Consider the following 22,251-nt stretch of genomic DNA (forward strand, 5'->3'; position numbering starts at 1 on the left):
CCAAGCCGCCCAGATGTCTCCTGCCCCTGATGCACAGGGGCAATCGTCGTCCGTAGAGCAGGCAAGCCGGCTAGGTCTTGAGCAGGCCTTCGCCTTGTTCAACCAGATGTCGAGCCAACTTACTGACTCCTACAGCATGCTTGAGGCCCGGGTGACCGAGCTCAAGGGCGAGTTGGCGGTGGTCAGCGCCCAGCGCATGCAGGAGCTGGCGGAAAAGGAGCGTCTGGCCAATCGTCTGCAGAACCTGCTGGACCTGTTGCCGGGCGGAGTCATCGTGATTGATGGTCATGGCATCGTCACCGAGGCCAACCCGGCAGCCTGCGAGCTGCTGGGGCTGCCGCTGGAAGGGCAGTTGTGGCGCAACATCATCGCCCGCAGCTTTGCCCCTCGCGAAGACGATGGCCATGAAATTTCCCTGCGCGACGGTCGACGCCTGTCGATTGCCACGCGCTCGCTGGATGCCGAGCCCGGGCAGTTGGTGCTGCTCAATGACTTGACTGAAACCCGTCATCTGCAAGACCAGTTGGCCCGTCATGAGCGTCTGTCCTCCCTGGGCAAGATGGTTGCCTCCCTGGCTCACCAGATCCGCACGCCGCTGTCGGCGGCCCTGCTGTACGCCAGCCATCTCACTGAGCAGGAACTGCCGGTAGCTACCCATCAGCGCTTTGCCGGGCGGCTCAAGGAGCGTTTGCACGAGCTGGAACATCAAGTGCGCGACATGCTGGTGTTCGCCCGTGGCGAATTGCCCCTGACCGATCGCCTGACGCCCAAGTCGCTGTTGCAGTCGTTGCAGGCCGCGGCCCTGACCCATGTGCAGGACGTTGCCGTGCGCTGGCAGTGCGATAGCCACCACGGTGAGTTGCTGTGCAATCGCGACACTCTGGTGGGCGCCTTGCTCAATCTGATCGAGAACGCGGTGCAGGCCAGTGCCGGCGCGGCGCGACTCAAGGTGCACCTGTACAGCCGCGGCGACACCTTGCGGCTGTGCATCAGTGACAGTGGCAGTGGTATCGACGCTGCGGTCCTGGAGCGCCTGGGAGAGCCGTTCTTCACCACCAAGGCCAATGGAACCGGGCTGGGCCTGACGGTGGTCAAGGCGGTAGCCCGTGCTCATCAGGGAGAATTGTCGCTGCGCTCGCGTCCTGGGCGCGGTACTTGTGCGCTGGTGACACTGCCTCTGTTCTCCAGCGTGCATGGAGTGGAGTGAAGGTAATGGCAATCAAGGTTCTACTGGTTGAAGACGACCGCGCATTGCGCGAGGCCCTGGCGGATACCCTGCTGCTGGCCGGTCATGACTACAAGGCTGTCGGCAGTGCTGAGGAAGCATTGGAGGCTGTGGCCGCGGAGCCCTTCAGCCTGGTGGTCAGCGACGTCAACATGCCGGGCATGGACGGTCATCAATTGCTTGGCCTGCTGCGAGCCCGCCAGCCACAACTGCCGGTGTTGCTGATGACTGCCCATGGCGCCGTCGAGCGTGCCGTGGACGCCATGCGCCAGGGGGCGGCCGATTATCTGGTCAAGCCTTTCGAGCCGCGGGCCCTGCTGGACCTGGTGGCGCGCCATGCCTTGGGCGGCCTGGGTGTTGGCGAGGATGAGGGGCCTGTGGCCTTCGAACCAGCCAGCGCTCAGTTGCTGGAGCTGGCGGCGCGGGTGGCCCGCAGTGACTCCACGGTGCTGATTTCCGGTGAATCCGGCACTGGCAAGGAGGTGCTGGCGCGCTATATCCATCAGCATTCCCATCGAGTCAATCAGCCGTTTATCGCCATCAACTGCGCGGCCATCCCGGACAACATGCTCGAAGCCACTTTGTTCGGGCACGAAAAGGGCTCTTTCACAGGGGCCATCGCTGCCCAGCCCGGCAAGTTCGAGCAGGCCGATGGCGGCACCATCCTGCTGGACGAGATTTCCGAAATGCCTCTGGGCTTGCAGGCCAAGCTGCTGCGGGTCTTGCAGGAGCGCGAAGTGGAGCGGGTGGGTGCGCGCAAGCCGATCACCCTGGATATCCGTGTGGTCGCCACCACCAACCGCGATCTGGCGGGGGAGGTAGCGGCCGGCCGTTTCCGTGAGGACTTGTATTACCGTTTGTCGGTATTTCCTCTGGCCTGGAAGCCGTTGCGCGAGCGTACCGCCGATATCCTGCCGCTGGCCGAGCGCCTGCTGGCCAAGCACGTCAATAAAATGAAGCACGCGGCGGCCAGGCTATCGGCCAAGGCCCAGGAGTGCCTGCTGGCCTATCCATGGCCAGGCAACGTTAGAGAACTGGACAACGCATTGCAGCGCGCATTGATCCTGCAGCAGGGGGGCTTGATCCAGCCGGAAGATTTCTGTCTTGCCGGCCCTGTGGCTTGTGCTCCGCTGCCGGCGCTGGCGCCCGTGGTGCAGATGGCAGCGCGTGGCACGGCTGCCGAGGTGGAGGTGCCGGCTCAAGAATCCGGTGGCCTGGGCGATGACCTGCGGCGCCGGGAGTTTCAGATGATCATCGATACCCTGCGCTCCGAGCGCGGGCGACGCAAGGAGGCCGCGGAACGCCTGGGTATCAGCCCGCGGACCTTGCGCTACAAGTTGGCGCAGATGCGCGATGCTGGAATGGACGTCGAGGCCTATCTGTTCGCGACCTGATCTGTGAGAGGCAAGCCCGGGATGGGCTTTTGTCGATAAGGGCCATGGAGCTGGCACCCTTGTTGCTAACACCTCACTAACCGCTGAGTGAGCGTCAAAAAATTGCGGGTCGTCAGAGAGAGTAGACCATGAGCCAAGGTGTTGAATTTAATCGGTTGATGCTGGATATGCGTGCCATGCAGATGGACGCAATGTCGCAGCCTAAATCCGCCGCGGTGGCAGATGTCAGCGGCAGCAGCTTTGCTGACATGCTTGGCCAGGCCGTGAACAAGGTCAATGACACTCAGCAGGCGTCCAATCAGCTGTCCAGTGCCTTTGAAATTGGCAAGAGCGGTGTCGACCTGACGGACGTGATGATTTCCTCGCAAAAGGCCAGCGTGTCTTTTCAAGCTTTGACCCAGGTTCGCAACAAGCTGGTTCAAGCGTATCAAGACATCATGCAGATGCCGGTTTAAGGACGAGATTGAGTCATGGCAGAAGCAGTCGCCGATAACGTACCGGCCAAGGCCGCCCCGATCGACGGTAAACCGCCGCTGTTCGGTTTGTCCTTCCTGGAAAACCTGTCCCAGATGACCATGCTGCGTCAGGTCGGCCTGTTGGTGGGCCTGGCCGCCAGCGTGGCGATTGGTTTTGCCGTGGTGCTGTGGTCCCAGCAACCCGATTACCGGCCGCTGTACGGCAGCCTGGCGGGTATGGACGCCAAGCAGGTCATGGATACCCTGGCCTCTGCCGACATTCCTTATACCGTAGAGCCCAATTCCGGCGCCTTGCTGGTCAAGGCCGATGACCTGTCCCGAGCCCGCCTGAAGCTGGCCGCGGCTGGCGTAGCGCCGGGTGACGGCAACGTCGGTTTCGAGATCCTCGATAAAGAGCAGGGCCTGGGTACCAGTCAGTTCATGGAAGCGACCCGTTACCGTCGCGGCCTGGAAGGCGAGCTGGCTCGCACCATCTCCAGCCTGAACAACGTCAAGGGCGCCCGGGTACACCTGGCGATTCCCAAAAGCTCAGTGTTCGTGCGTGATGAACGCAAGCCCAGCGCCTCGGTCCTGGTAGAACTCTACTCCGGCCGTTCCCTGGAGCCCGGCCAGGTCATGGCCATCGTCAACCTGGTGGCGACCAGTGTTCCCGAGCTGAACAAGTCCCAGGTCACCGTGGTCGATCAGAAGGGCAACCTGTTGTCCGACCAGGCGGAAAACTCCGCACTGACCATGGCTGGCAAGCAGTTCGACTACAGCCGCCGCCTGGAAGGCATGCTGACCCAGCGGGTGCACAACATCCTGCAACCGGTGCTGGGCAACGATCGCTACAAGGCTGAAGTCTCGGCGGACGTCGACTTCAGTGCCGTGGAATCCACCTCCGAACAGTTCAACCCCGACCAGCCGGCCCTGCGCAGCGAGCAGTCGGTGAATGAGCAGCGCTCCAGCAGCAACGGCCCGCAAGGCGTGCCGGGTGCTCTGAGCAACCAGCCGCCAGCGCCGGCCTCTGCGCCACAAACCACCGGTGGCGCCACTGCCGCCGCCGGCATGGTGCAACCGGGCCAGCCACTGCTGGACGCCAACGGCCAACAGATCATGGACCCGGCCACCGGCCAGCCGATGCTGGCGCCGTACCCGTCGGACAAGCGTCAACAATCCACCAAGAACTTTGAGCTCGATCGCTCCATCAGCCATACCAAGCAGCAGCAGGGTCGCCTGAATCGTCTGTCGGTAGCGGTAGTGGTGGACGACCAGGTCAAGGTCAACCCGGCCAATGGCGAAACCAGCCGAGCGCCGTGGAGCGCCGACGAATTGGCGCGTTTCACCCGTCTGGTGCAGGACGCCGTGGGCTTCGATGCCAGCCGTGGCGACAGCGTCAGCGTGATCAATGTGCCGTTCTCCGCCGAACGCGGGGAAGTGATCGCCGATATTCCGTTCTACTCGCAGCCCTGGTTCTGGGACATCGTCAAGCAAGTGCTCGGCGTGCTGTTCATTCTGGTGCTGGTGTTCGGCGTGTTGCGTCCGGTGCTCAACAACATCACTGGCGGCGGCAAGAACAAAGAACTGGCAGGCCTGGGCAGTGACGTCGAACTGGGCGGCATGGGCGGCCTGGACGGTGAGTTGGGCAACGACCGCGTGAGCCTCGGCGGCCCGCAGAGCATTCTGCTGCCGAGCCCGAGCGAGGGTTATGACGCTCAGTTGAACGCAATCAAGAGTCTGGTGGCTGAAGACCCGGGTCGAGTGGCTCAGGTCGTGAAAGAGTGGATTAACGCAGATGAGTGATAACCGAGCCGCTACCGCCAAACTGACCCGGGTCGACAAAGCCGCGATCCTGCTGCTGTCCCTGGGTTCTACCGATGCTGCGCAAGTGTTGCGCCACATGGGCCCCAAAGAGGTCCAGCGGGTGGGTGTGGCCATGGCGCAGATGGGTAACGTGCACCGTGAGCAGGTCGAACAGGTGATGAGCGAGTTCGTCGACATTGTCGGCGACCAGACCAGCCTCGGCGTCGGTTCCGATGACTACGTGCGCAAGATGCTCACCCAGGCCCTGGGCGAAGACAAGGCCAACGGCCTGATCGACCGTATTCTGCTGGGTGGCAACACCAGCGGCCTGGACAGCCTGAAGTGGATGGAGCCGCGGGCCGTTGCCGACGTGATCCGCTACGAGCACCCGCAGATCCAGGCCATCGTGGTGGCCTACCTCGATCCTGACCAGGCCGGCGAAGTGCTCGGCAACTTCGACCACAAGGCGCGCCTGGACATCATCTTGCGGGTTTCCTCGCTCAACACCGTGCAACCCGCGGCGCTCAAGGAACTCAACCAGATTCTCGAGAAGCAGTTCTCCGGCAACTCCAACGCATCGCGGACCACCCTGGGTGGTATCAAGCGTGCAGCCGACATCATGAACTTCCTCGACAGCTCGATCGAAGGCCAACTGATGGATTCGATCCGCGAAGTGGACGAAGACCTGTCGGGCCAGATCGAAGACCTGATGTTCGTCTTCAACAACCTCGCCGATGTCGACGATCGCGGCATCCAGGCGCTGCTGCGCGAAGTCTCTTCCGACGTGCTGGTGCTGGCTCTCAAGGGCTCGGACGAAGGGGTCAAGGAAAAGATCTTCAAGAACATGTCCAAGCGTGCGGCGGAACTGCTGCGCGACGACCTGGAAGCCAAGGGCCCGGTTCGCGTCAGCGATGTGGAAACCGCGCAGAAGGAAATCCTCACCATTGCCCGCCGTATGGCCGAAGCCGGAGAAATCGTTCTCGGCGGGAAGGGCGGCGAAGAAATGATCTAAGGTCGCTTTATGTCGTCCAGCAGTGATGAGTCCCAAAGCGAGCTGATTCGCGCCCGGGACGTCGAGGGTTTTGACGTCTGGGCGCTGCCCAGTTTCGATCCCGAGCCGCCCGAGCCTGAACCCGAGCCGGAAGAGGTGCAGGAGGAGATCGAGGAGGTGCCGCTGGAGGAAGTCCAGCCGCTGACCCTTGAAGAGCTCGAGAGCATCCGCCAGGAAGCCTATAACGAAGGGTTCGCCACTGGCGAGAAAGAGGGCTTTCACAGCACCACCCTCAAAGTGCGCCAGGAAGCCGAAGTGGCACTGAGCGCCAAGTTGCAGGCGCTCGAGCAACTGATGGCCAACCTGTTCGAGCCCATTGCCGAGCAGGACACCCAGATTGAAAAGACCCTGGTGGAGCTGGTGCGGCATATCACCCGCCAGGTGATCCAGCGCGAGCTGGCGATGGACTCCACGCAGATCGAACATGTCATGCGCGAAGCGCTCAAGCTGCTGCCCCTGGGCGTCGGTAATGTGCGCCTGTACGTCAATCCGCAGGATTTCGAGCAGGTCAAAAGCCTGCGCGAGCGCCATGAGGAAAGCTGGCGCATCGTCGAGGACGAAGCGCTGCTGCCCGGCGGTTGTCGGGTCGAGACCGAGCACAGCCGTATCGATGCCAGCATGGAAACCCGGATCGCCCAGGCCATGGACCAGCTGTCCGACCAGTTGCACGAACAATCGCTGCATCCGGCAGCGGCGGACCTTGGCCTGGACCTGGGGCCGTTGACGCCGTCGGCGCCGCAGAGCGACATCGCCGACCCCGCTATTGACCCTGACGCCGCCGCGCACGAGCCAGCGGACCCTAGCAATGCGCCTTGAACGCACCAGCTTCGGCAAGCGCCTGGGGGGCTATGCCGAGGCCATCAGCCTGCCGGGCCAGCCGATCCTTGAGGGCCGCCTGCTGCGCATGGTCGGCCTGACACTGGAAGCCGAAGGCTTGCGCGCGGCCATGGGCACCCGGTGCATGGTGATCAACGATGACAGCTACCACCCGGTCAAGGTCGAAGCTGAGGTCATGGGGTTCTCCGGGACCAAGGTATTCCTGATGCCAGTGGGCAGCGTGGCCGGGATCGCTCCGGGCGCGCGCGTGGTGCCCCTGGCCGACACCGGCCGTTTGCCCATGGGCATGAGCATGCTCGGGCGTGTGCTGGACGGCGCCGGCAGGGCGCTGGATGGCAAGGGCGCGATGCGTGCCGAAGACTGGGTGCCGATGGACGGCCCCACCATCAACCCGCTCAAGCGCGACCCCATCAGCCAGCCGCTGGATGTGGGTATTCGCAGTATCAACGGTTTATTGACGGTAGGTCGTGGTCAGCGTCTCGGCCTGTTCGCCGGTACCGGCGTGGGCAAGAGTGTGCTGCTTGGCATGATGACCCGCTTCACCGAGGCCGACATCATTGTGGTCGGGCTGATCGGCGAGCGGGGACGTGAGGTCAAGGAGTTCATCGAGCACATCCTGGGTGAGGAAGGCCTCAAGCGTTCGGTGGTGGTGGCCTCGCCAGCGGATGATGCTCCGCTGATGCGTCTGCGGGCTGCGATGTACTGCACGCGGATCGCCGAATATTTTCGCGACAAGGGCAAGAACGTCCTGTTGCTGATGGATTCCCTGACACGTTTCGCCCAGGCCCAGCGGGAAATCGCCCTGGCCATCGGCGAGCCGCCGGCCACCAAGGGCTATCCGCCTTCGGTGTTCGCCAAACTGCCCAAGCTGGTGGAGCGTGCCGGCAATGCCGAGGCCGGCGGCGGTTCGATCACCGCCTTCTACACGGTATTGTCCGAAGGCGATGACCAGCAGGACCCGATCGCCGACTCGGCGCGGGGCGTGCTCGACGGGCATATCGTGCTGTCCAGGCGCCTGGCGGAAGAGGGGCACTACCCGGCCATCGACATCGAGGCTTCCATCAGTCGGGTCATGCCGGCGGTGATCAGCCCTGACAACATGGCGCGGGCGCAGTACTTCAAACAGCTGTGGTCGCGTTACCAGCAGGCCCGGGACCTGATCAGCGTCGGTGCCTATGTGGCCGGCGGCGACCGGGATACCGATACGGCCATTTCCCTGCATCCGGCCATGGTTGCGTACCTGCGCCAGGGGCTCAATGACAACATCAGCCTGGGCCATAGCCAGACCCACCTGGAAATGCTTTTCGCTCCGGCAGCGGGCGGGTAACCGGCCATGGCCGATAGCCGTGCGGCGCGCCTGGCGCCGGTGGTGGACATGGCAGAGAGTGCCGAGCGCACGGCCGCCCAGCGCCTGGAGTACTTTCACGGCCAGGTGCGTGTGGCCGAGAGCAAGCTGGGGGACCTGGAGCGTTTTCGTGGCGACTACCAGGAACAGTGGGTCGAGCGCGGCAAGTTGGGGGTCAGTGGCCACTGGCTGATGAACTATCAGTACTTTCTCAGCCAGCTGGATACCGCCGTCGGTCAGCAGCGACAGAGCCTGGCCTGGCACCAGAACAACCTCGATCGCGCCCGGGAAGCCTGGCAGCAGGCCTATGCCCGGGTCGAGGGGCTGCGCAAGCTGGTGCAGCGCTATATCGACGAGGCGCGGGCGCTTGAGGACAAGCGTGAGCAGAAGTTGCTGGATGAACTTTCCCAACGCTTGCCTCGTCAGAGCCCATACTGATGGTGCTCATTTGCCCCGTGCGGGTTGTCCCCCCGGCGAGTGGGTGCTAAACCTTTTAGACGTCGTCAATGACAAGGAAGCAGTCACATGTCGGTCGTTACAGAAATATCCCCGGACGGGCAAAAACTCACGATCTCCATCAGAGGCCGTTTCGATTTCGGACGCCACCAGGAGTTTCGCGAATCCTACGAGCGACTCAACCGGACACCGGAGTCCATCGTGGTGGACCTCAAGGAAGCCACCTATCTCGACAGTTCGGCCCTGGGCATGCTGCTGTTGCTGCGTGACCACGCCGGCGGCGACAACGCCGATGTCCGGGTAATCAACAGCAACTCGGATGTGCGCAAGATCCTCGCCATCTCCAACTTCGACAAGCTTTTCGACATCAGTTGACCGGTATGCGGTCGATGCTCGAGCCCCTGTGTGTGCTGATCGCCGAAGATGGCGCAGCGGACCGCATGCTGCTGTCCAGCATCATCCGGCGCCAGGGGCATCAGGTGCTGGCGGCAAGCAACGGCGCCGAGGCGGTGCAGCTGTTTCAGCAACAGCGCCCGCACATCGTGCTGATGGATGCATTGATGCCGGTGATGGACGGTTTCGAGGCTGCCCGGCGGATCAAGGCCCTGGCTGGCGAGACCCTGGTGCCGATCATCTTTCTCACCTCCTTGAGCGGCGGCGAGGCCCTGGCCCGCTGCCTGGAAGCGGGTGGCGACGACTTTCTGGCCAAGCCTTACAACCCGGTGGTGCTGGGGGCCAAGATCAACGCCATGGACCGCCTGCGCCGTCTGCAAGAGACCGTGCTGCACCAGCGTGACCAGATCACTCGCCACCACGACTACCTGCTCAACGAGCAGCGGGTGGCCAAGGCGGTGTTCGACAAGGTCGCCCATGCCGGCTGCCTGGATGCGCCGAATATCCGTTACCTGCAATCGCCCTATGCCCTGTTCAACGGCGACCTGTTGTTGGCGGCCTACACCCCGGCCGGAGACATGCACGTACTGCTGGGGGATTTCACCGGCCATGGGCTGCCTGCGGCGGTAGGCGCCATGCCGCTGGCGGAGGTGTTCTACGGCATGACCGCCAAGGGCTACGGCCTGCCGGAAACCCTGCGGGAGATGAATGCCAAGCTCAAGCGCATCCTGCCCGTGGACATGTTCTGCTGTGCCACCCTGCTGTGCCTGAGTTCCCAGCGGCGGGCGGTGGAGGTGTGGAACGGCGGCATGCCCGAAGGGTATCTGTATCGGCACGCCAGCGGCGCACGCACGCCGCTGGTGGCTCGCCACTTGCCCTTGGGTGTGTTGAGCGCCGAGGCCTTCGAGGACAGCACCGAAGTGTTTTCCATGGCGCCGGGAGACCGCGTCTTCCTGTTGTCGGATGGGGTGATCGATACCTGTAACACCGAGGAGCAACTGTTTGGCGTCGAGCGATTGCACCAGGTGTTTGCCGCCAATCGCCAGGAAGATCAGCTGTTCGAAGAGATCCGGCAGGCCCTGGAGCGCTTTGGCGGCAGTGCCCGGGATGATGTGAGCATGGTCGAGGTGGGGTTGCCGGAGTTTCCCCGGTTGGCGCCGCCGGCTCTGGTGTACTCCGACAGTGGCCAGTCCTGCCCGCTGGACTGGTCGGTGAGTTTCGAGTTTCGGGCTGCCACCCTCAAGCGTTTCAATCCCTTGCCCTATCTGCTGCAACTGTTGCTTGAGGTGCATGGCCTGCGCTCCCAGAGCGGGGCGCTGTACAGCGTTTTGGCAGAGCTCTACTCCAATGCCCTGGAACATGGCGTGCTCAAGCTCGACTCGCGGCTCAAGCGCGATGCCGAGGGGTTCACCCGCTATTACCGCGAACGCTCGACCCGGCTTGCGCAGTTGCAGGAGGGTTTTGTCCGGGTGCATCTGCAAGTGCAGCCCCTGGAAGCGGGAGGGCGCCTGGTGGTGCGCGTCGAGGACAGTGGCGAGGGCTTCGATGTGGCTGCGGTCCTGGCGCGGCCCAATGATATGGAGCGTCTGTCGGGGCGTGGCGTCAGTCTGATCCGGCAGATGAGCCGGCAGGCCGTGTGGGCGGATGATGGGCGCAGTGTCTGCGTGGAGTTTTCTTGGGAGGCTCTGGCATAATTCCCGGGTTCTTGATCAAGGAGTGAACAAGTGGCTGAGATTCATCTGGACCACACGGTGCTCAATGCTTTGCAAGAGGTCATGGAGGATGAATATCCCGTCCTGCTGGATACCTTCGTCTGCGATTCCGAGGAGCGTGTGCGGTTGCTGCATAAGTCCGAGGATACGATTTTGCTGGTAGCCACCGCCCACAGCCTCAAGGGCAGCAGCAGCAACATGGGCGCCACCCGCCTGGCCGAACTCTGTCATCAGCTGGAACTGCGGGCCGGGCAGTCGGCCGCGGATGGCATTCGACAATTGGTGGGGGAGATCGACGGCGAGTTCGCTATCGTTCGACGCTTGTGCGAGCAGGAGCTGCAGCGCTTTCATTGTTGAGAAACAGCTTTTTATCTGCGGATTGTTAAAGCTGGCCCGGCCTTTGCAGTCAAGTCTTCCAACTGTACCTATGATCCCCGTGCAGCGGAGAGTGTCCCATGGCTGTTACCCCTAATTCGCTTCTTCAGGCCACTGCCCAGGCCAGCGCTAAGTCCAAGACTCAAGCGGCACCTGTCAGCCCCCTGGCGAGCATTGCCGAGCCTGGGGACAAGGCTTCCAGCTTCGCGCAGCTCTACGCTAAGGAATCCCAGAACCAGCCGCAGGCCAAGCCTCCAAGCTTTGCCGACAACTCGCCCAAGCCGGTGCGCGACAAGGGGGCTGACAGTAGCCCGAAGAAGGATGTCAGCAAGGACTCTTCTGCCGCGCCGCAGCCAGCCGTTGCCGATAGCGGCAAATCCTTGCCTGCCGACAAGCCGGCCGGCAGCGACAGCAAAACAGCGCCCACTGATGCTGCGAAGCCGGCTGATACCGCACAAACCGACACCCCGCCCCCCAGCGATCCGATGCTGGATCCAAGCCTGGTACAGGTCGCGCCGCCACAGCCTGTGGTGCCGGCTGAACCGGCCCCGGCGACACCTGCGCCGCCTCAGGTCGAGGCGGCTCCCGTCGCCCCTGCGCCGGCCCTCGTTGCCGCAGTGGTGGCGCCACCCGTCGAGCCGGCCAAGCCTGAATTCGACCCCGAGGCTGATCCTCTGGATGCCTTACCTGCGGTGCGCCTGGCCATGGAGCAGGGCGGCCATGTGTCGGCGTCCAGCCAGAGCCAGCCGAAGGCCGCGCCAGGCAATGCCGGCAATGAAGGGCAGCTGGCCTCGGTGCAGAACTTCGCCAATGGCATGGCCGGCATGCTCGAGCAGCAGGCGGGCAAGAGCGGCACCGAGCAGGGCGGCGAAAAGGCCTTTAGCGGGTTGATCGCCGATGGCTTGAAGGACCTCAAGGGGGCTTCCAGTGATACCCGGGTGGATGATTTCGCCAATCGCCTGGCGGCCTTGACCCAGGCCGCGACGCCCAAGACGGCCAACGCGGTGCCGGTCAACCAGCCGCTGGCCATGCACCAGAATGGCTGGACCGAAGAGGTGGTCAATCGGGTGATGTACCTGTCCAGCACCAACCTCAAGTCGGCAGACATCCAGTTGCAGCCGGCCGAGCTGGGGCGCCTGGACATTCGCGTGCACATGATTCCGGACCAGCAGACCCAGGTCACCTTCATGAGTGCCCATGCTGGCGTTCGCGAAGCCCTGGAAGGGCAGATGCACCGCATGCGCGACATGTTCAACCAGCAGGGCCTGGGGCAGGTGGACGTCAACGTCTCCGATCAGTCCCGTGGCTGGCAGGGCCAGGAGCAGGCGCAGCAGGAGCAGAATCGCCGCAGCGGTTCCAGCACCAGCGGCGGGCGCCTGGACAATGGCGATGATGAGTCGTCCCCGGCCGTGGCAGAAGTGCAGGCTCCGGTACAGACCGTGATCGGCAGCAGCGCCGTCGACTACTACGCCTGACCTGTGGCGGGGGTCGCTACCGGCCCCTGCACTGATCCTCGCGGTGTAACTGCAACAGCTTGCACCCCAGGTTTCCCTTCGCAGCATTGCCCTTCGCTGTTGATCCCTGCCTTTCTGACAAATCTGGCATAACACTTGCTCTTGCCTTGCCGTGCGACTGTGAACCCCCGATTAGTGACGGATTATTGGCATGGCGAAGAGCGAAGCAGCAGAAAAACCCACCGCAGGGAAAAGCAAACTCAAGCTTATCCTCTTGATTGTCCTGGCGTTGTTGCTGGCCATCGGCCTGTCGGTCGGCGCCACCTGGTACTTCATGCACAGTGCTCAGAGCAAGCCGGCCCCGGCTGCAGAGACCGCCAGCAACGTCAAGCCTGCGGCGATCTACGAGCCCATGGCCCCAGCCTTTGTTGCCAACTTCACGCAGAACGGCCGGCAGCGCTACATGCAGGTGAGCATTACCCTGCTGGCGCGCAATCAGGCCGACCTGGATGCGCTGAAAGTGCACATGCCGGTGATCCGCAACAACCTGGTCATGCTCTTCTCCGGGCAGAGTTTCGACACCCTGGCCACTCCGGTCGGCCAGGAAATGCTCCGCCAGAAGGCCACCGCCAGCGTTCAGGAAGTGGCGCAGAAAGAGGTGGGCAAAGTGGTGGTCGAGCAGTTGCTCTTTACTAACTTCGTACTGCAGTAGGAACACGACATGGCCGTGCAGGACCTGCTGTCCCAGGATGAGATCGATGCGCTGTTGCATGGCGTCGACGACGGTCTGGTACAGACCGAACACGCTGCCGAGCCCGGCAGTGTCAAAAGCTACGACCTGACCAGCCAGGATCGCATCGTCCGTGGACGCATGCCGACCCTGGAAATGATCAACGAGCGTTTCGCTCGCTATACCCGTATCAGCATGTTCAACATGCTGCGCCGTTCGGCTGACGTGGCAGTGGGTGGCGTGCAGGTAATGAAGTTCGGCGAGTATGTGCACTCGCTGTACGTACCCACCAGTCTGAACCTGGTGAAGATCAAGCCGCTGCGCGGCACCGCGCTGTTCATTCTTGACGCCAAGCTGGTATTCAAGCTGGTGGACAACTTCTTCGGCGGCGATGGCCGCCACGCGAAGATCGAAGGGCGCGAATTCACCCCGACCGAACTGCGGGTGGTGCGCATGGTGCTGGAACAGGCCTTCGTCGATCTCAAGGAAGCATGGCAGGCGATCATGCCGGTCAACTTCGAGTACATAAACTCGGAAGTGAACCCGGCCATGGCCAACATCGTCGGTCCCAGCGAAGCCATTGTGGTGTCGACCTTCCACATCGAGCTCGATGGCGGTGGCGGCGACCTGCACGTGACCATGCCGTATTCGATGATCGAGCCGATCCGCGAAATGCTCGACGCCGGCTTCCAGTCCGACCTGGACGACCAGGACGAACGCTGGAGCAAGGCTCTGCGCGAGGACGTGCTGGATGTGGCCGTGCCGCTGAGCGCCACTGTCGCCCGTCGTCAGTTGCGCCTGCGGGACATCCTGCACATGCAGCCTGGCGATGTAATCCCGGTGGAACTGCCCGAAGACATGATCATGCGCGCCAATGGCGTGCCGTCGTTCAAGGTCAAGCTGGGTTCCCACAAGGGCAACCTGGCGCTGCAAGTGATCGAGCCGATCGAGCGCCGTTGAGCGGCGCTCCAACCTGTTTGCTGTTCAATGAATTTTTGCCCGTCGAGGACCCAAGATGGCTGACGAAATTAACTCCCAGGACGACCAGGCGCTGGCCGACGAGTGGGCTGCTGCGCTGGAAGAAACCGGTGATGCCGGTCAGGCGGATATCGATGCCCTGCTGGCGGCGGATGCCGGCGCTGCGTCAAGTTCCGGGCGCTTGCAGATGGAAGAGTTCGGCAGCGTGCCGAAGAACCATGAGCCGGTCACCCTGGACGGCCCTAACCTGGACGTGATTCTGGATATCCCGGTATCGATCTCCATGGAAGTGGGCAGCACCGATATCAACATTCGCAACCTGCTGCAGCTCAACCAGGGCTCGGTGATCGAGCTCGATCGCCTGGCCGGCGAGCCGCTGGACGTGCTGGTCAACGGCACCCTGATCGCCCATGGCGAGGTGGTTGTGGTCAACGAAAAGTTCGGCATTCGCCTGACTGACGTGATCAGCCCCAGCGAACGCATCAAGAAGCTGCGCTAAGTGAACAAGCTGCTTGGCATTGCATTTGCGCTGCCCCTGAGCGCCCTGGCCGCGGAGCCGGCGGCCACCGCCGCGGTGGCTGCGGCTGCGCCCGTGACCGGCAGTGTCAGCGGCCAGTTGACCCAGCTGGTACTGGGCCTGCTGCTGGTGATCGGCGTGATCTTCTTCCTGGCCTGGCTGTTGCGCCGGGTGCAGCAGGCCGGTCCTGCCGGCAAGGGGCAGGTGATCGAACTGATCGGCTCCCGGGCTCTGGGCCCGCGCGATCGCCTGGTGCTGGTGCAGGTTGGCAACGAGCAGATCCTGCTGGGCCTGACCCCGGGCACCATCACCCCGTTGCATGTACTCAAGGAGCCGGTGCAGGTGCCCAGTGCCGAGCAGGCGACGCCCGAGTTCGCCCAGCGCCTGATGGAGCTGTTGGGCAAGGATCAGAAGGATAAGAAGTAATGCCGTTGCGCATCATCTTGACGTTGGCACTGATGCTGGCGGCGCCGCTGGCGTTGGCGGCGGACCCGTTGTCGATCCCGGCGATCACCCTTGGCACCAATGCCAGCGGCCAGCAGGAGTACTCGGTCAGCCTGCAGATCCTGCTGATCATGACGGCGCTGAGCTTCATTCCAGCGTTCGTCATGCTGATGACCAGCTTCACCCGGATCATCATCGTCTTCTCGATCCTGCGTCAGGCCCTGGGCCTGCAGCAGACCCCGTCGAACCAGATCCTCACCGGCATGGCGCTGTTTCTTACCATGTTCATCATGGCGCCGGTGTTCGACCGGGTGAACCAGGACGCCTTGCAGCCTTACCTGGCGGAAAAACTCACCGCCCAGGACGCCGTGGCCAAGGCTCAGGTGCCGATCAAGGACTTCATGCTGGCGCAGACCCGCAGCAGCGACCTGGAGCTGTTCATGCGCCTGTCCAAGCGCACCGACATCGCCAGCCCTGACCAGGCGCCGCTGACCATCCTGGTCCCGGCCTTCGTCACCTCCGAGCTCAAGACTGCGTTCCAGATCGGCTTCATGATCTTCATTCCGTTCCTGATCATCGACCTGGTGGTGGCCAGTGTGCTGATGGCCATGGGCATGATGATGCTCTCGCCCCTGATCATTTCCCTGCCGTTCAAGATCATGCTGTTCGTCCTCGTGGACGGTTGGGCGTTGATCATCGGTACCCTGGCGGGCAGTTTCGGTGGTGTTTAAAACCTTGTTTGCGGGTGATCGACAATGACTCCGGAAGTCGCGGTAGACCTGTTTCGCGAAGCGCTCTGGCTGACCACCATGATGGTGGCGGTGCTGGTGGTGCCCAGCTTGTTGGTGGGCCTGATGGTGGCCATGTTCCAGGCTGCCACCCAGATCAACGAACAGACCCTGAGCTTCCTGCCGCGCCTGCTGGTGATGCTGGTGACCCTGATTGTCGCCGGGCCCTGGCTGGTGCAAACCTTCATGGAATACATCCGTCAGTTGTACGGCAGTATTCCGCAGTTGATCGGCTGAGCCCATGTCCCTGCTGGCGTTGACCGACACCCAGATCAGTACCTGGGTGGCGAGCTTCATGTTGCCGCTGTTCCGGGTCACCTCGCTGCTGATGGTGATGCCGGTCTTCGGGACCACCCTGGTGCCGCGGCGGGTACGCTTGTACTTTGCCCTGGCGATCACCGTGGTGATAGCGCCGGGGCTGCCGCCCATGCCCGAAGTGCACGCCCTGGATCTCAGCGGCCTGTTGCTGGTCGCCGAACAGATCCTGATCGGCGCGGTACTGGGGTTTTCCCTGCAGCTGTTCTTCCAGGCTTTCGTGGTTGCCGGACAGATCGTGGCGATCCAGATGGGCATGGGGTTCGCTTCCATGGTCGACCCCACCAACGGTGTGTCGGTGGCGGTGATCGGGCAGTTCTTCACCATGCTGGTGACCCTGTTGTTCCTGGCCATGAACGGCCACCTGGTGGTGTTCGAGGTGCTTACCGAGAGCTTTACCACCCTGCCGGTGGGTGGCGGCCTGATGGTCAACCATTACTGGGAGCTGGCAGGCAAGCTCGGTTGGGTGCTGGGGGCGGCGCTGCTGCTGGTATTGCCGGCGATCACCGCGCTGCTGGTGGTGAACATCGCCTTTGGCGTCATGACTCGCGCGGCGCCGCAATTGAACATCTTTTCCATCGGCTTTCCCCTGACCCTGGTGCTGGGCATGGGCATCGTCTGGATCAGCCTGGCTGACATTCTCAACCAGTATCAACCGCTGGCCTCCGAGGCCCTGCAGTTCTTGCGCGAACTGGCGAGGGCACGCTGAACCATGGCAGAGAGCGAGAGCGGTCAGGACAAGACAGAAGAGCCCACGGAGAAACGCAAAAAGGACTCCCGGGAAAAGGGCGAGATTGCCCGCTCCAAGGAGCTCAATACCCTGGCCATCATGCTGGCGGGGGCGGGTGGTCTGCTGGTCTATGGTGGTGGCCTGGCCCTGGACCTGCTGGAAATCATGCGCCTGAACTTCTCCCTGCCCCGTGAAGTGCTGCTCAGCCCCGGGGCCATGGGCCTGTACCTGTTGCATTCGGGCAAGATCGCCATCCTGGCGGTGCAGCCGGTACTGCTGACCCTGCTGCTGGCGGCGGTCATCGGCCCCATTTCCCTGGGCGGCTGGTTGTTCGCCGGAAAGAGCCTGGCGCCCAAGTTCAGCCGGATGAACCCGGCCAACGGCCTCAAGCGGATGTTTTCCCCCACGGCGTTGATCGAGCTGCTCAAGGCCCTGGCCAAGTTTGCCCTGGTGCTGTTTGTGGCGCTCTCGGTGCTCTCGGCAGATATCGACGACCTCTTGCGTATCGCCCATGAGCCCCTGGAGAAGGCGATCATCCACAGTATCCAGGTGGTGGGCTGGAGTACCTTGTGGATGGCCTGCGGGCTGATCCTGATTGCTGCAGTGGATGTGCCGGTGCAGCTGTACCAGGCCCACAAGAAGTTGCTGATGACCAAGCAGGAAGTGCGCGACGAGCACAAGGACCAGGAGGGGCGGCCCGAGGTCAAGCAGCGGATTCGCCAGTTGCAGCGCGAGATGTCCCAGCGGCGGATGATGGCGGCGATCCCGGAGGCCGATGTGGTCATCACCAACCCGACCCACTACGCCGTGGCGCTCAAATACGATGCCGAGAAGGGCGGGGCGCCGGTGCTGCTGGCCAAGGGCAGCGACTTCCTGGCCTTGCAGATTCGCGAGATCGCCGTGGCCCACGAGGTCATGCTGCTGGAGTCGCCGGCCCTGGCGCGTTCGATCTTCTATTCCACCGAGCTTGAGGAAGAGATTCCTGCCGGGCTTTACCTGGCGGTGGCCCAGGTACTGGCCTACGTCTATCAGATCCGCCAGCACCGCGCGGGCAAGGGCAAGCGCCCGGATCCGCTCAAGGATCTGCCGATTCCGCCGGATCTGCAGCGCGACTCCTGAGGCGAGCGCCGCCAGATTGTTGGCTGGATTATTGCTTGTGGGTAGCCAGTGTATGGAAATGGTTACTTTTTTGACTAGGCAGAATCAATCTGAAAAAAGCGGGTGGATTGACTTTGTTCTTTGGGATGTTCGAACTGCTCAGAACTGATAAGTCATGGAAAAAATAATTACAGTTACCAGTCCGCTACTGCCGCCGTTAGAGGAATTTGTTCCTTATCTGGAGCAGATCTGGAAAAACAAGCGCCTGACCAATTGCGGTCCCTTCCATCAAGAACTTGAGCAAGCACTGGCTCGTTACTTGGGGGTCGGGCATTTGTCGTTGTTTGCCAATGGAACATTGGCCCTGATTACCGCTTTACAAGCACTGCATGTGAAGGGTGAAGTGATTACCACGCCTTATTCTTTTGTCGCTACGGCCCATGCCTTGGTGTGGAATCGCTTGACCCCGGTGTTTGTCGATATCGATCCACAGACCTTCAACATCGACCCTAAAAAGATAGAACAGGCCATTACGCCACAGACGACCGCCATCATGCCGGTGCACTGCTATGGCAATCCCTGTGATGTAGAGGCGATTCAGGCCATCGCCGATAAACATGGATTGAAAGTAATTTTTGACGGCGCCCACGCGTTTGGCGTGGAAGATGCCGGTGGCAGTGTACTGCGCCATGGCGACCTCAGTGTCCTGAGTCTGCATGCAACCAAGGTCTTCAATACCTTCGAGGGCGGTGCGATCATCAGCCCGGATGCACAGACAAAGTTGCATATCGATCAATTGAGGAATTTTGGTTTTGTGGATGAGGTCACGGTGGTGACCTGTGGCATCAACGGCAAGATGAGTGAAGTAAATGCTGCGTTCGGGCTCTTGCAGCTGCAGCATATCGACGCGGCCCTGGAACAGCGTAGAGCTATCGATTGTTTCTATCGCTCTGAGTTGCGAACCATCAAAGGTATTAACCTGGACCCGGTACCGGCCGCTCTTGTCTCGAACTATGCCTACTTTCCGATTGCCATTGAGCCCGAATATGCGCTGAGCCGCGATCAACTCTATGGGTTGTTGCAGGAGCACAATATATTCGCGCGCCGTTATTTCTATCCCCTGATTACCCAGATGTCGGTGTATGAAGGTATGGAGGGACTTCATCGCCATGCTTTGCCAGTGGCCGAAGCATTGGCTGAAAAGGTTATCTGTCTGCCCATTTATCCAGGGTTGGAGCCAGAGGACCTGCAACGGATCGTTGCTGTCATTCGCTCAGGAAACTCGGCGAATATATAACGTACTGGAGAGGGACTTTCGCCAAGAAGGCGAGTGTTTTGCGGAATTTTAAACCGCAGATTCTGATTATTAAGAGGCTGTTATGAGCAAAGAAGCATTTATCGAAAACTTTCTGTCTGCCACCGATTTTCAGGAGCCAGTTGAAGTCACCATGGAGACGGAGTTGCGCAATTTGCCAGAGTGGGATTCGCTCGCCGCATTGGGTGTGATTGTCATGTTTGATATTGAGTACAAGAAAGTGATCACGGGCGACGACCTTGAAAAGTCTGTTACCGTTGGTGATCTTTACAACTTGGTAGGATAAGCCTCATGCCACTCGTTACGTTGAATTCCGTGCGCTTTGCCGGTATGGCAACTTGCGTTCCTAAACGAGTTGTTTCCAATCTGACTGATTGCAAGCCGCAGATTCGTCCAGAGCGCGAAAGGCTGGTGCGCAATATCGGTATCGAGCTGCGAAGGCTGACGCAAGAGTGGCAGTGTTTTTCCGACCTGGCTTTCGATGCAGCCTCCAAGCTGATTGAAAGCCTGGAGTGGAAGCTCGAGGAAATCGACGCGCTGATCGTGGTTACCCAGTCCCCGGACTACCTGGCGCCTGCCACTGCGATCATTCTTCAGGATCGTCTGGGGTTGCCCCATACCACCCTGGCGTTCGACGTCAACCTCGGGTGTTCCGGCTATCCGTTCGGCCTGCATCTGCTCGGATCGCTGATCAGCGCCGGAGGTATCAAGAAAGGCTTGGTGCTGGTTGGGGACAGCGGTGCCCAGCTCAATGACCCGATCTTTTCGGATGCCGGCACCGCTACGGCGATGGAGTTCTGTGCGGATGCCCCGCCCATGTACTTCGACCTGAATAGCGATGGTAGCGGCCACAAAGCGATCATCCTCCCGGTTGGGGGCATCGTGAGCCGGTAGGCATACAGCATCTGGTGCCTTTCCGTGAGAATGAAAATGATCACTGGCATCGAGCGATCGACTTGCAGCTCGATGGTACTGCTGTGCTGAGCTTTTCCACTCAGCGGGTTCCGCCGGCGGTAGAAAAGTTGCTTGAATATGCCAATGCCTCGAAAGACGGAGTCGATTACTTCATCTTTCACCAGGCCAACCGCATGATCAACGAAACCATTCGTAGAAAGTTGGAACTTCCAGTCGAGAAAGTTCCTTCGACCTTGCGGGATTTTGGCAACACCAGCGGTGCTTCGCTGCCAGTCACCATGACTGCGCGAATTAATAAACAGCTTGAAGAAGGAACTAAGCGTTTAGTGCTGTCAGGGTTTGGTATTGGCCTGTCATGGGGAACCTGCTTGGTGGATATCCAAGGGGCGAAGTTTCCTGATTTGATTGAGTCCTGATAGGGCCGGGAGGTCACTCCTCCCACTGGCCGCAAATTTCTTCGGAGGGCAGCATAGTGAGTGCTGATAACAGCTTTAATCCATTCAGTCTCAAGGGCAAGCGGGTCTTGGTGACCGGGGCCAGTTCGGGGATTGGACTCACAACGGCTTTGAATTGTGCTCGCATGGGCGCCGAGATTATTGCCACTGGGCGTGATCGGGAACGCTTGACCAAGACGTTTGAAGAGTTGCAGAGCATTTCGAGTCTGGATCATAAAATGGTTGTAGCGGATCTTACCGTTGCGGCTGAGCGAGATGCTGTAATCGCAGCACTCGATTCGAAGATAAACGGTTTGGTGCATGCAGCGGGGATCTCCAGGTTGTCTCCAACTCGGATGATGACTGAGTCCCATCTTCAAGTGCTTCACCGAACCAATGTCGAAGCCCCTTTTCTGCTGACTCAAGGTATTTTGAGGCGCAATCTTGTTGCGGCTGATGGGGCTATTTTATTTATTGCATCCATTGCTGCGCATATTGGAGTGGCAGGGGTTGGCGGCTATTCCGGTACCAAGGCGGCATTGATTGCCATGGCGCGATGTCTTGCAACGGAAGTGGCTAAACATAGGATCCGGGTTAATTGTCTCTCGCCGGCATTGGTACATACGCCTTTGGTGGACGATGCTGAAAAGATGATCTCCATGGATACACTGGGCCAAGGGCAACTTCTGGGCTTTGGTATGCCGGATGATGTAGCCAATGCATGCATTTTCATGCTCTCCGATGCAAGCCGATGGATAACTGGCTCGACGCTTATCATGGACGGTGGGTTAACCCTTTAACGAGCCATGGGGGCGATATGCGGCGAATGATCATATTGGGGGCTGGCGGACTTGGGCGTCAGGTCCTGGCTCGAGTGGAAGCTGATGTAGCCTGTGGAATTGATTGGATCATCGCCGGTTTTCTGGATGAGCGCGGGCCTGAGGTTGTAGCGGAGATTCTTAATTGTCCCTGGTTAGGGTATCCGGAGCATTTTCAACCACAGTCTGACGACTTGTTTATCGTTGCGATCGGAGATCCTGCGAGTAGAGAAAAACAGGTGAAACTGCTGCTCGGCAAAGGCGCGAAGTTCATTGACTATGGAAGACCTGGTTTCCTTGGTGTTAGAACCGCTTGGGGGCCAACGTTTTTCGGCTATGACGTAAGTTGCGGCGTTGATAGTCAGATCGGTAATTACTGCTTTATCGATCAAGACAGCATGATCGGTCACGACGTAGTGATTGGCGACTATGTACATATCGCTCCCCGTTGTTTGTTGGCTGGCTACGTCAAGGTGGGCAACGGTGTGGTGATCAACTCCGGGGCCATGCTGTCCCGCGGGGTCACTGTGGGTGATGGAGCGGTGATCGGCATGGGAGCCGTGGTCTTCAAGGATGTTCCTGCCGGTGCGACGGTGGTGGGCAACCCTGCTCGAGTCATTTTCACCAAGCAGGATTGAAGGCTGGGTATTCATCTCGCTGCTCGGTCTT

General features: G+C 60.9%; 24 protein-coding genes and 1 pseudogene. All 25 read left to right on the forward strand.

The genetic code is table 11. From position 1 onward, the window contains the following. Window positions 1-13 precede the first annotated feature (13 nt). The 25 genes and pseudogenes from KI242_RS08545 to KI242_RS08665 all read left to right on the forward strand — a co-directional run bounded on the left by KI242_RS08545 (window position 14) and on the right by KI242_RS08665 (window position 22,220). A complete protein-coding gene (locus KI242_RS08545; RefSeq protein WP_161467054.1) occupies window positions 14-1,207 on the forward strand; it encodes an ATP-binding protein in 1,194 nt (397 codons plus the stop codon). 5 nt (window positions 1,208-1,212) lie between these two features. Further along, window positions 1,213-2,619, forward strand: coding sequence for a sigma-54 dependent transcriptional regulator (locus tag KI242_RS08550; protein WP_053156938.1), 1,407 nt, complete (start codon window positions 1,213-1,215; stop codon window positions 2,617-2,619). Between the two features lie 128 nt (window positions 2,620-2,747). Then, complete coding sequence (gene fliE / locus KI242_RS08555; RefSeq protein ID WP_212806054.1) at window positions 2,748-3,074, forward strand: flagellar hook-basal body complex protein FliE; 327 nt, start codon at window positions 2,748-2,750, stop codon at window positions 3,072-3,074. 15 nt (window positions 3,075-3,089) lie between these two features. Further along, a complete protein-coding gene (gene fliF, locus KI242_RS08560) occupies window positions 3,090-4,877 on the forward strand; it encodes a flagellar basal-body MS-ring/collar protein FliF (protein ID WP_011059974.1) in 1,788 nt (595 codons plus the stop codon). Continuing rightward, complete coding sequence (gene fliG / locus KI242_RS08565) at window positions 4,870-5,889, forward strand: flagellar motor switch protein FliG (protein ID WP_011059975.1); 1,020 nt, start codon at window positions 4,870-4,872, stop codon at window positions 5,887-5,889. The genes fliF and fliG overlap by 8 nt, the downstream gene beginning before the upstream one ends. Window positions 5,890-5,898: 9 nt before the next feature. Beyond that, a complete protein-coding gene (gene fliH / locus KI242_RS08570; protein ID WP_077933587.1) occupies window positions 5,899-6,744 on the forward strand; it encodes a flagellar assembly protein FliH in 846 nt (281 codons plus the stop codon). Next, a complete protein-coding gene (fliI, locus tag KI242_RS08575) occupies window positions 6,734-8,092 on the forward strand; it encodes a flagellar protein export ATPase FliI (protein WP_212806055.1) in 1,359 nt (452 codons plus the stop codon). Before fliH ends, fliI begins: the two co-directional genes overlap by 11 nt. A 6-nt stretch (window positions 8,093-8,098) precedes the next feature. Continuing rightward, window positions 8,099-8,548: a flagellar export protein FliJ gene (fliJ, locus tag KI242_RS08580; protein ID WP_011059978.1), complete on the forward strand. Its 450-nt coding sequence runs from the start codon at window positions 8,099-8,101 to the stop codon at window positions 8,546-8,548. 87 nt (window positions 8,549-8,635) lie between these two features. After that, window positions 8,636-8,941 carry an STAS domain-containing protein gene (locus KI242_RS08585; RefSeq protein ID WP_011059979.1) on the forward strand — a complete coding sequence of 102 codons (306 nt, stop codon included), beginning with the start codon at window positions 8,636-8,638 and terminating at the stop codon, window positions 8,939-8,941. Between the two features lie 5 nt (window positions 8,942-8,946). Next, window positions 8,947-10,653 (forward strand): fused response regulator/phosphatase, encoded by a 1,707-nt coding sequence (locus tag KI242_RS08590; RefSeq protein ID WP_077933588.1) that lies wholly within the window; start codon window positions 8,947-8,949, stop codon window positions 10,651-10,653. Between the two features lie 30 nt (window positions 10,654-10,683). Further along, on the forward strand, window positions 10,684-11,028 hold the full coding sequence (locus tag KI242_RS08595; protein WP_011059981.1) for an Hpt domain-containing protein: 345 nt from the start codon (window positions 10,684-10,686) through the stop codon (window positions 11,026-11,028). A 98-nt stretch (window positions 11,029-11,126) separates the two neighbouring features. Further along, window positions 11,127-12,521, forward strand: a complete 1,395-nt coding sequence (locus tag KI242_RS08600) for a flagellar hook-length control protein FliK (protein ID WP_015634635.1) — start codon at window positions 11,127-11,129, stop codon at window positions 12,519-12,521. A gap of 190 nt (window positions 12,522-12,711) precedes the next feature. Further along, complete coding sequence (gene fliL, locus KI242_RS08605) at window positions 12,712-13,212, forward strand: flagellar basal body-associated protein FliL (protein WP_011059983.1); 501 nt, start codon at window positions 12,712-12,714, stop codon at window positions 13,210-13,212. A gap of 9 nt (window positions 13,213-13,221) precedes the next feature. Further along, window positions 13,222-14,190 (forward strand): flagellar motor switch protein FliM, encoded by a 969-nt coding sequence (gene fliM / locus KI242_RS08610; RefSeq protein ID WP_011059984.1) that lies wholly within the window; start codon window positions 13,222-13,224, stop codon window positions 14,188-14,190. A gap of 55 nt (window positions 14,191-14,245) precedes the next feature. Continuing rightward, complete coding sequence (gene fliN / locus KI242_RS08615) at window positions 14,246-14,707, forward strand: flagellar motor switch protein FliN (RefSeq protein ID WP_011059985.1); 462 nt, start codon at window positions 14,246-14,248, stop codon at window positions 14,705-14,707. After that, window positions 14,708-15,151 carry a flagellar biosynthetic protein FliO gene (gene fliO / locus KI242_RS08620; protein ID WP_011059986.1) on the forward strand — a complete coding sequence of 148 codons (444 nt, stop codon included), beginning with the start codon at window positions 14,708-14,710 and terminating at the stop codon, window positions 15,149-15,151. Further along, window positions 15,151-15,900, forward strand: coding sequence for a flagellar type III secretion system pore protein FliP (fliP, locus tag KI242_RS08625; RefSeq protein ID WP_011059987.1), 750 nt, complete (start codon window positions 15,151-15,153; stop codon window positions 15,898-15,900). The genes fliO and fliP overlap by 1 nt, the downstream gene beginning before the upstream one ends. A 24-nt stretch (window positions 15,901-15,924) precedes the next feature. Beyond that, window positions 15,925-16,194 carry a flagellar biosynthesis protein FliQ gene (fliQ, locus tag KI242_RS08630; RefSeq protein WP_011059988.1) on the forward strand — a complete coding sequence of 90 codons (270 nt, stop codon included), beginning with the start codon at window positions 15,925-15,927 and terminating at the stop codon, window positions 16,192-16,194. Window positions 16,195-16,198: 4 nt separating this feature from the next. Continuing rightward, the gene (gene fliR, locus KI242_RS08635; protein WP_011059989.1) at window positions 16,199-16,981 is read left to right on the forward strand and encodes a flagellar biosynthetic protein FliR; all 783 of its coding nucleotides are present in this window, start codon (window positions 16,199-16,201) and stop codon (window positions 16,979-16,981) included. Between the two features lie 3 nt (window positions 16,982-16,984). Continuing rightward, window positions 16,985-18,121 carry a flagellar biosynthesis protein FlhB gene (gene flhB, locus KI242_RS08640; RefSeq protein ID WP_015634638.1) on the forward strand — a complete coding sequence of 379 codons (1,137 nt, stop codon included), beginning with the start codon at window positions 16,985-16,987 and terminating at the stop codon, window positions 18,119-18,121. A gap of 154 nt (window positions 18,122-18,275) precedes the next feature. Continuing rightward, window positions 18,276-19,397 carry a DegT/DnrJ/EryC1/StrS family aminotransferase gene (locus KI242_RS08645; protein ID WP_011059991.1) on the forward strand — a complete coding sequence of 374 codons (1,122 nt, stop codon included), beginning with the start codon at window positions 18,276-18,278 and terminating at the stop codon, window positions 19,395-19,397. An 82-nt stretch (window positions 19,398-19,479) separates the two neighbouring features. After that, window positions 19,480-19,701, forward strand: a complete 222-nt coding sequence (locus KI242_RS08650) for an acyl carrier protein (protein WP_015634639.1) — start codon at window positions 19,480-19,482, stop codon at window positions 19,699-19,701. 5 nt (window positions 19,702-19,706) lie between these two features. Continuing rightward, window positions 19,707-20,746 (forward strand): annotated as a pseudogene (locus KI242_RS32045) (ketoacyl-ACP synthase III). A 56-nt stretch (window positions 20,747-20,802) separates the two neighbouring features. Next, entirely contained in the window at window positions 20,803-21,564 is a 762-nt protein-coding gene (locus tag KI242_RS08660; RefSeq protein WP_041752019.1) for an SDR family oxidoreductase, read from the forward strand. 26 nt (window positions 21,565-21,590) lie between these two features. Next, entirely contained in the window at window positions 21,591-22,220 is a 630-nt protein-coding gene (locus KI242_RS08665) for an acetyltransferase (protein ID WP_237615551.1), read from the forward strand. Window positions 22,221-22,251 lie beyond the last annotated feature (31 nt).

The organism is Pseudomonas sp. Eqa60 (genome assembly GCF_018326405.1).
GTDB lineage: Bacteria > Pseudomonadota > Gammaproteobacteria > Pseudomonadales > Pseudomonadaceae > Aquipseudomonas > Aquipseudomonas protegens.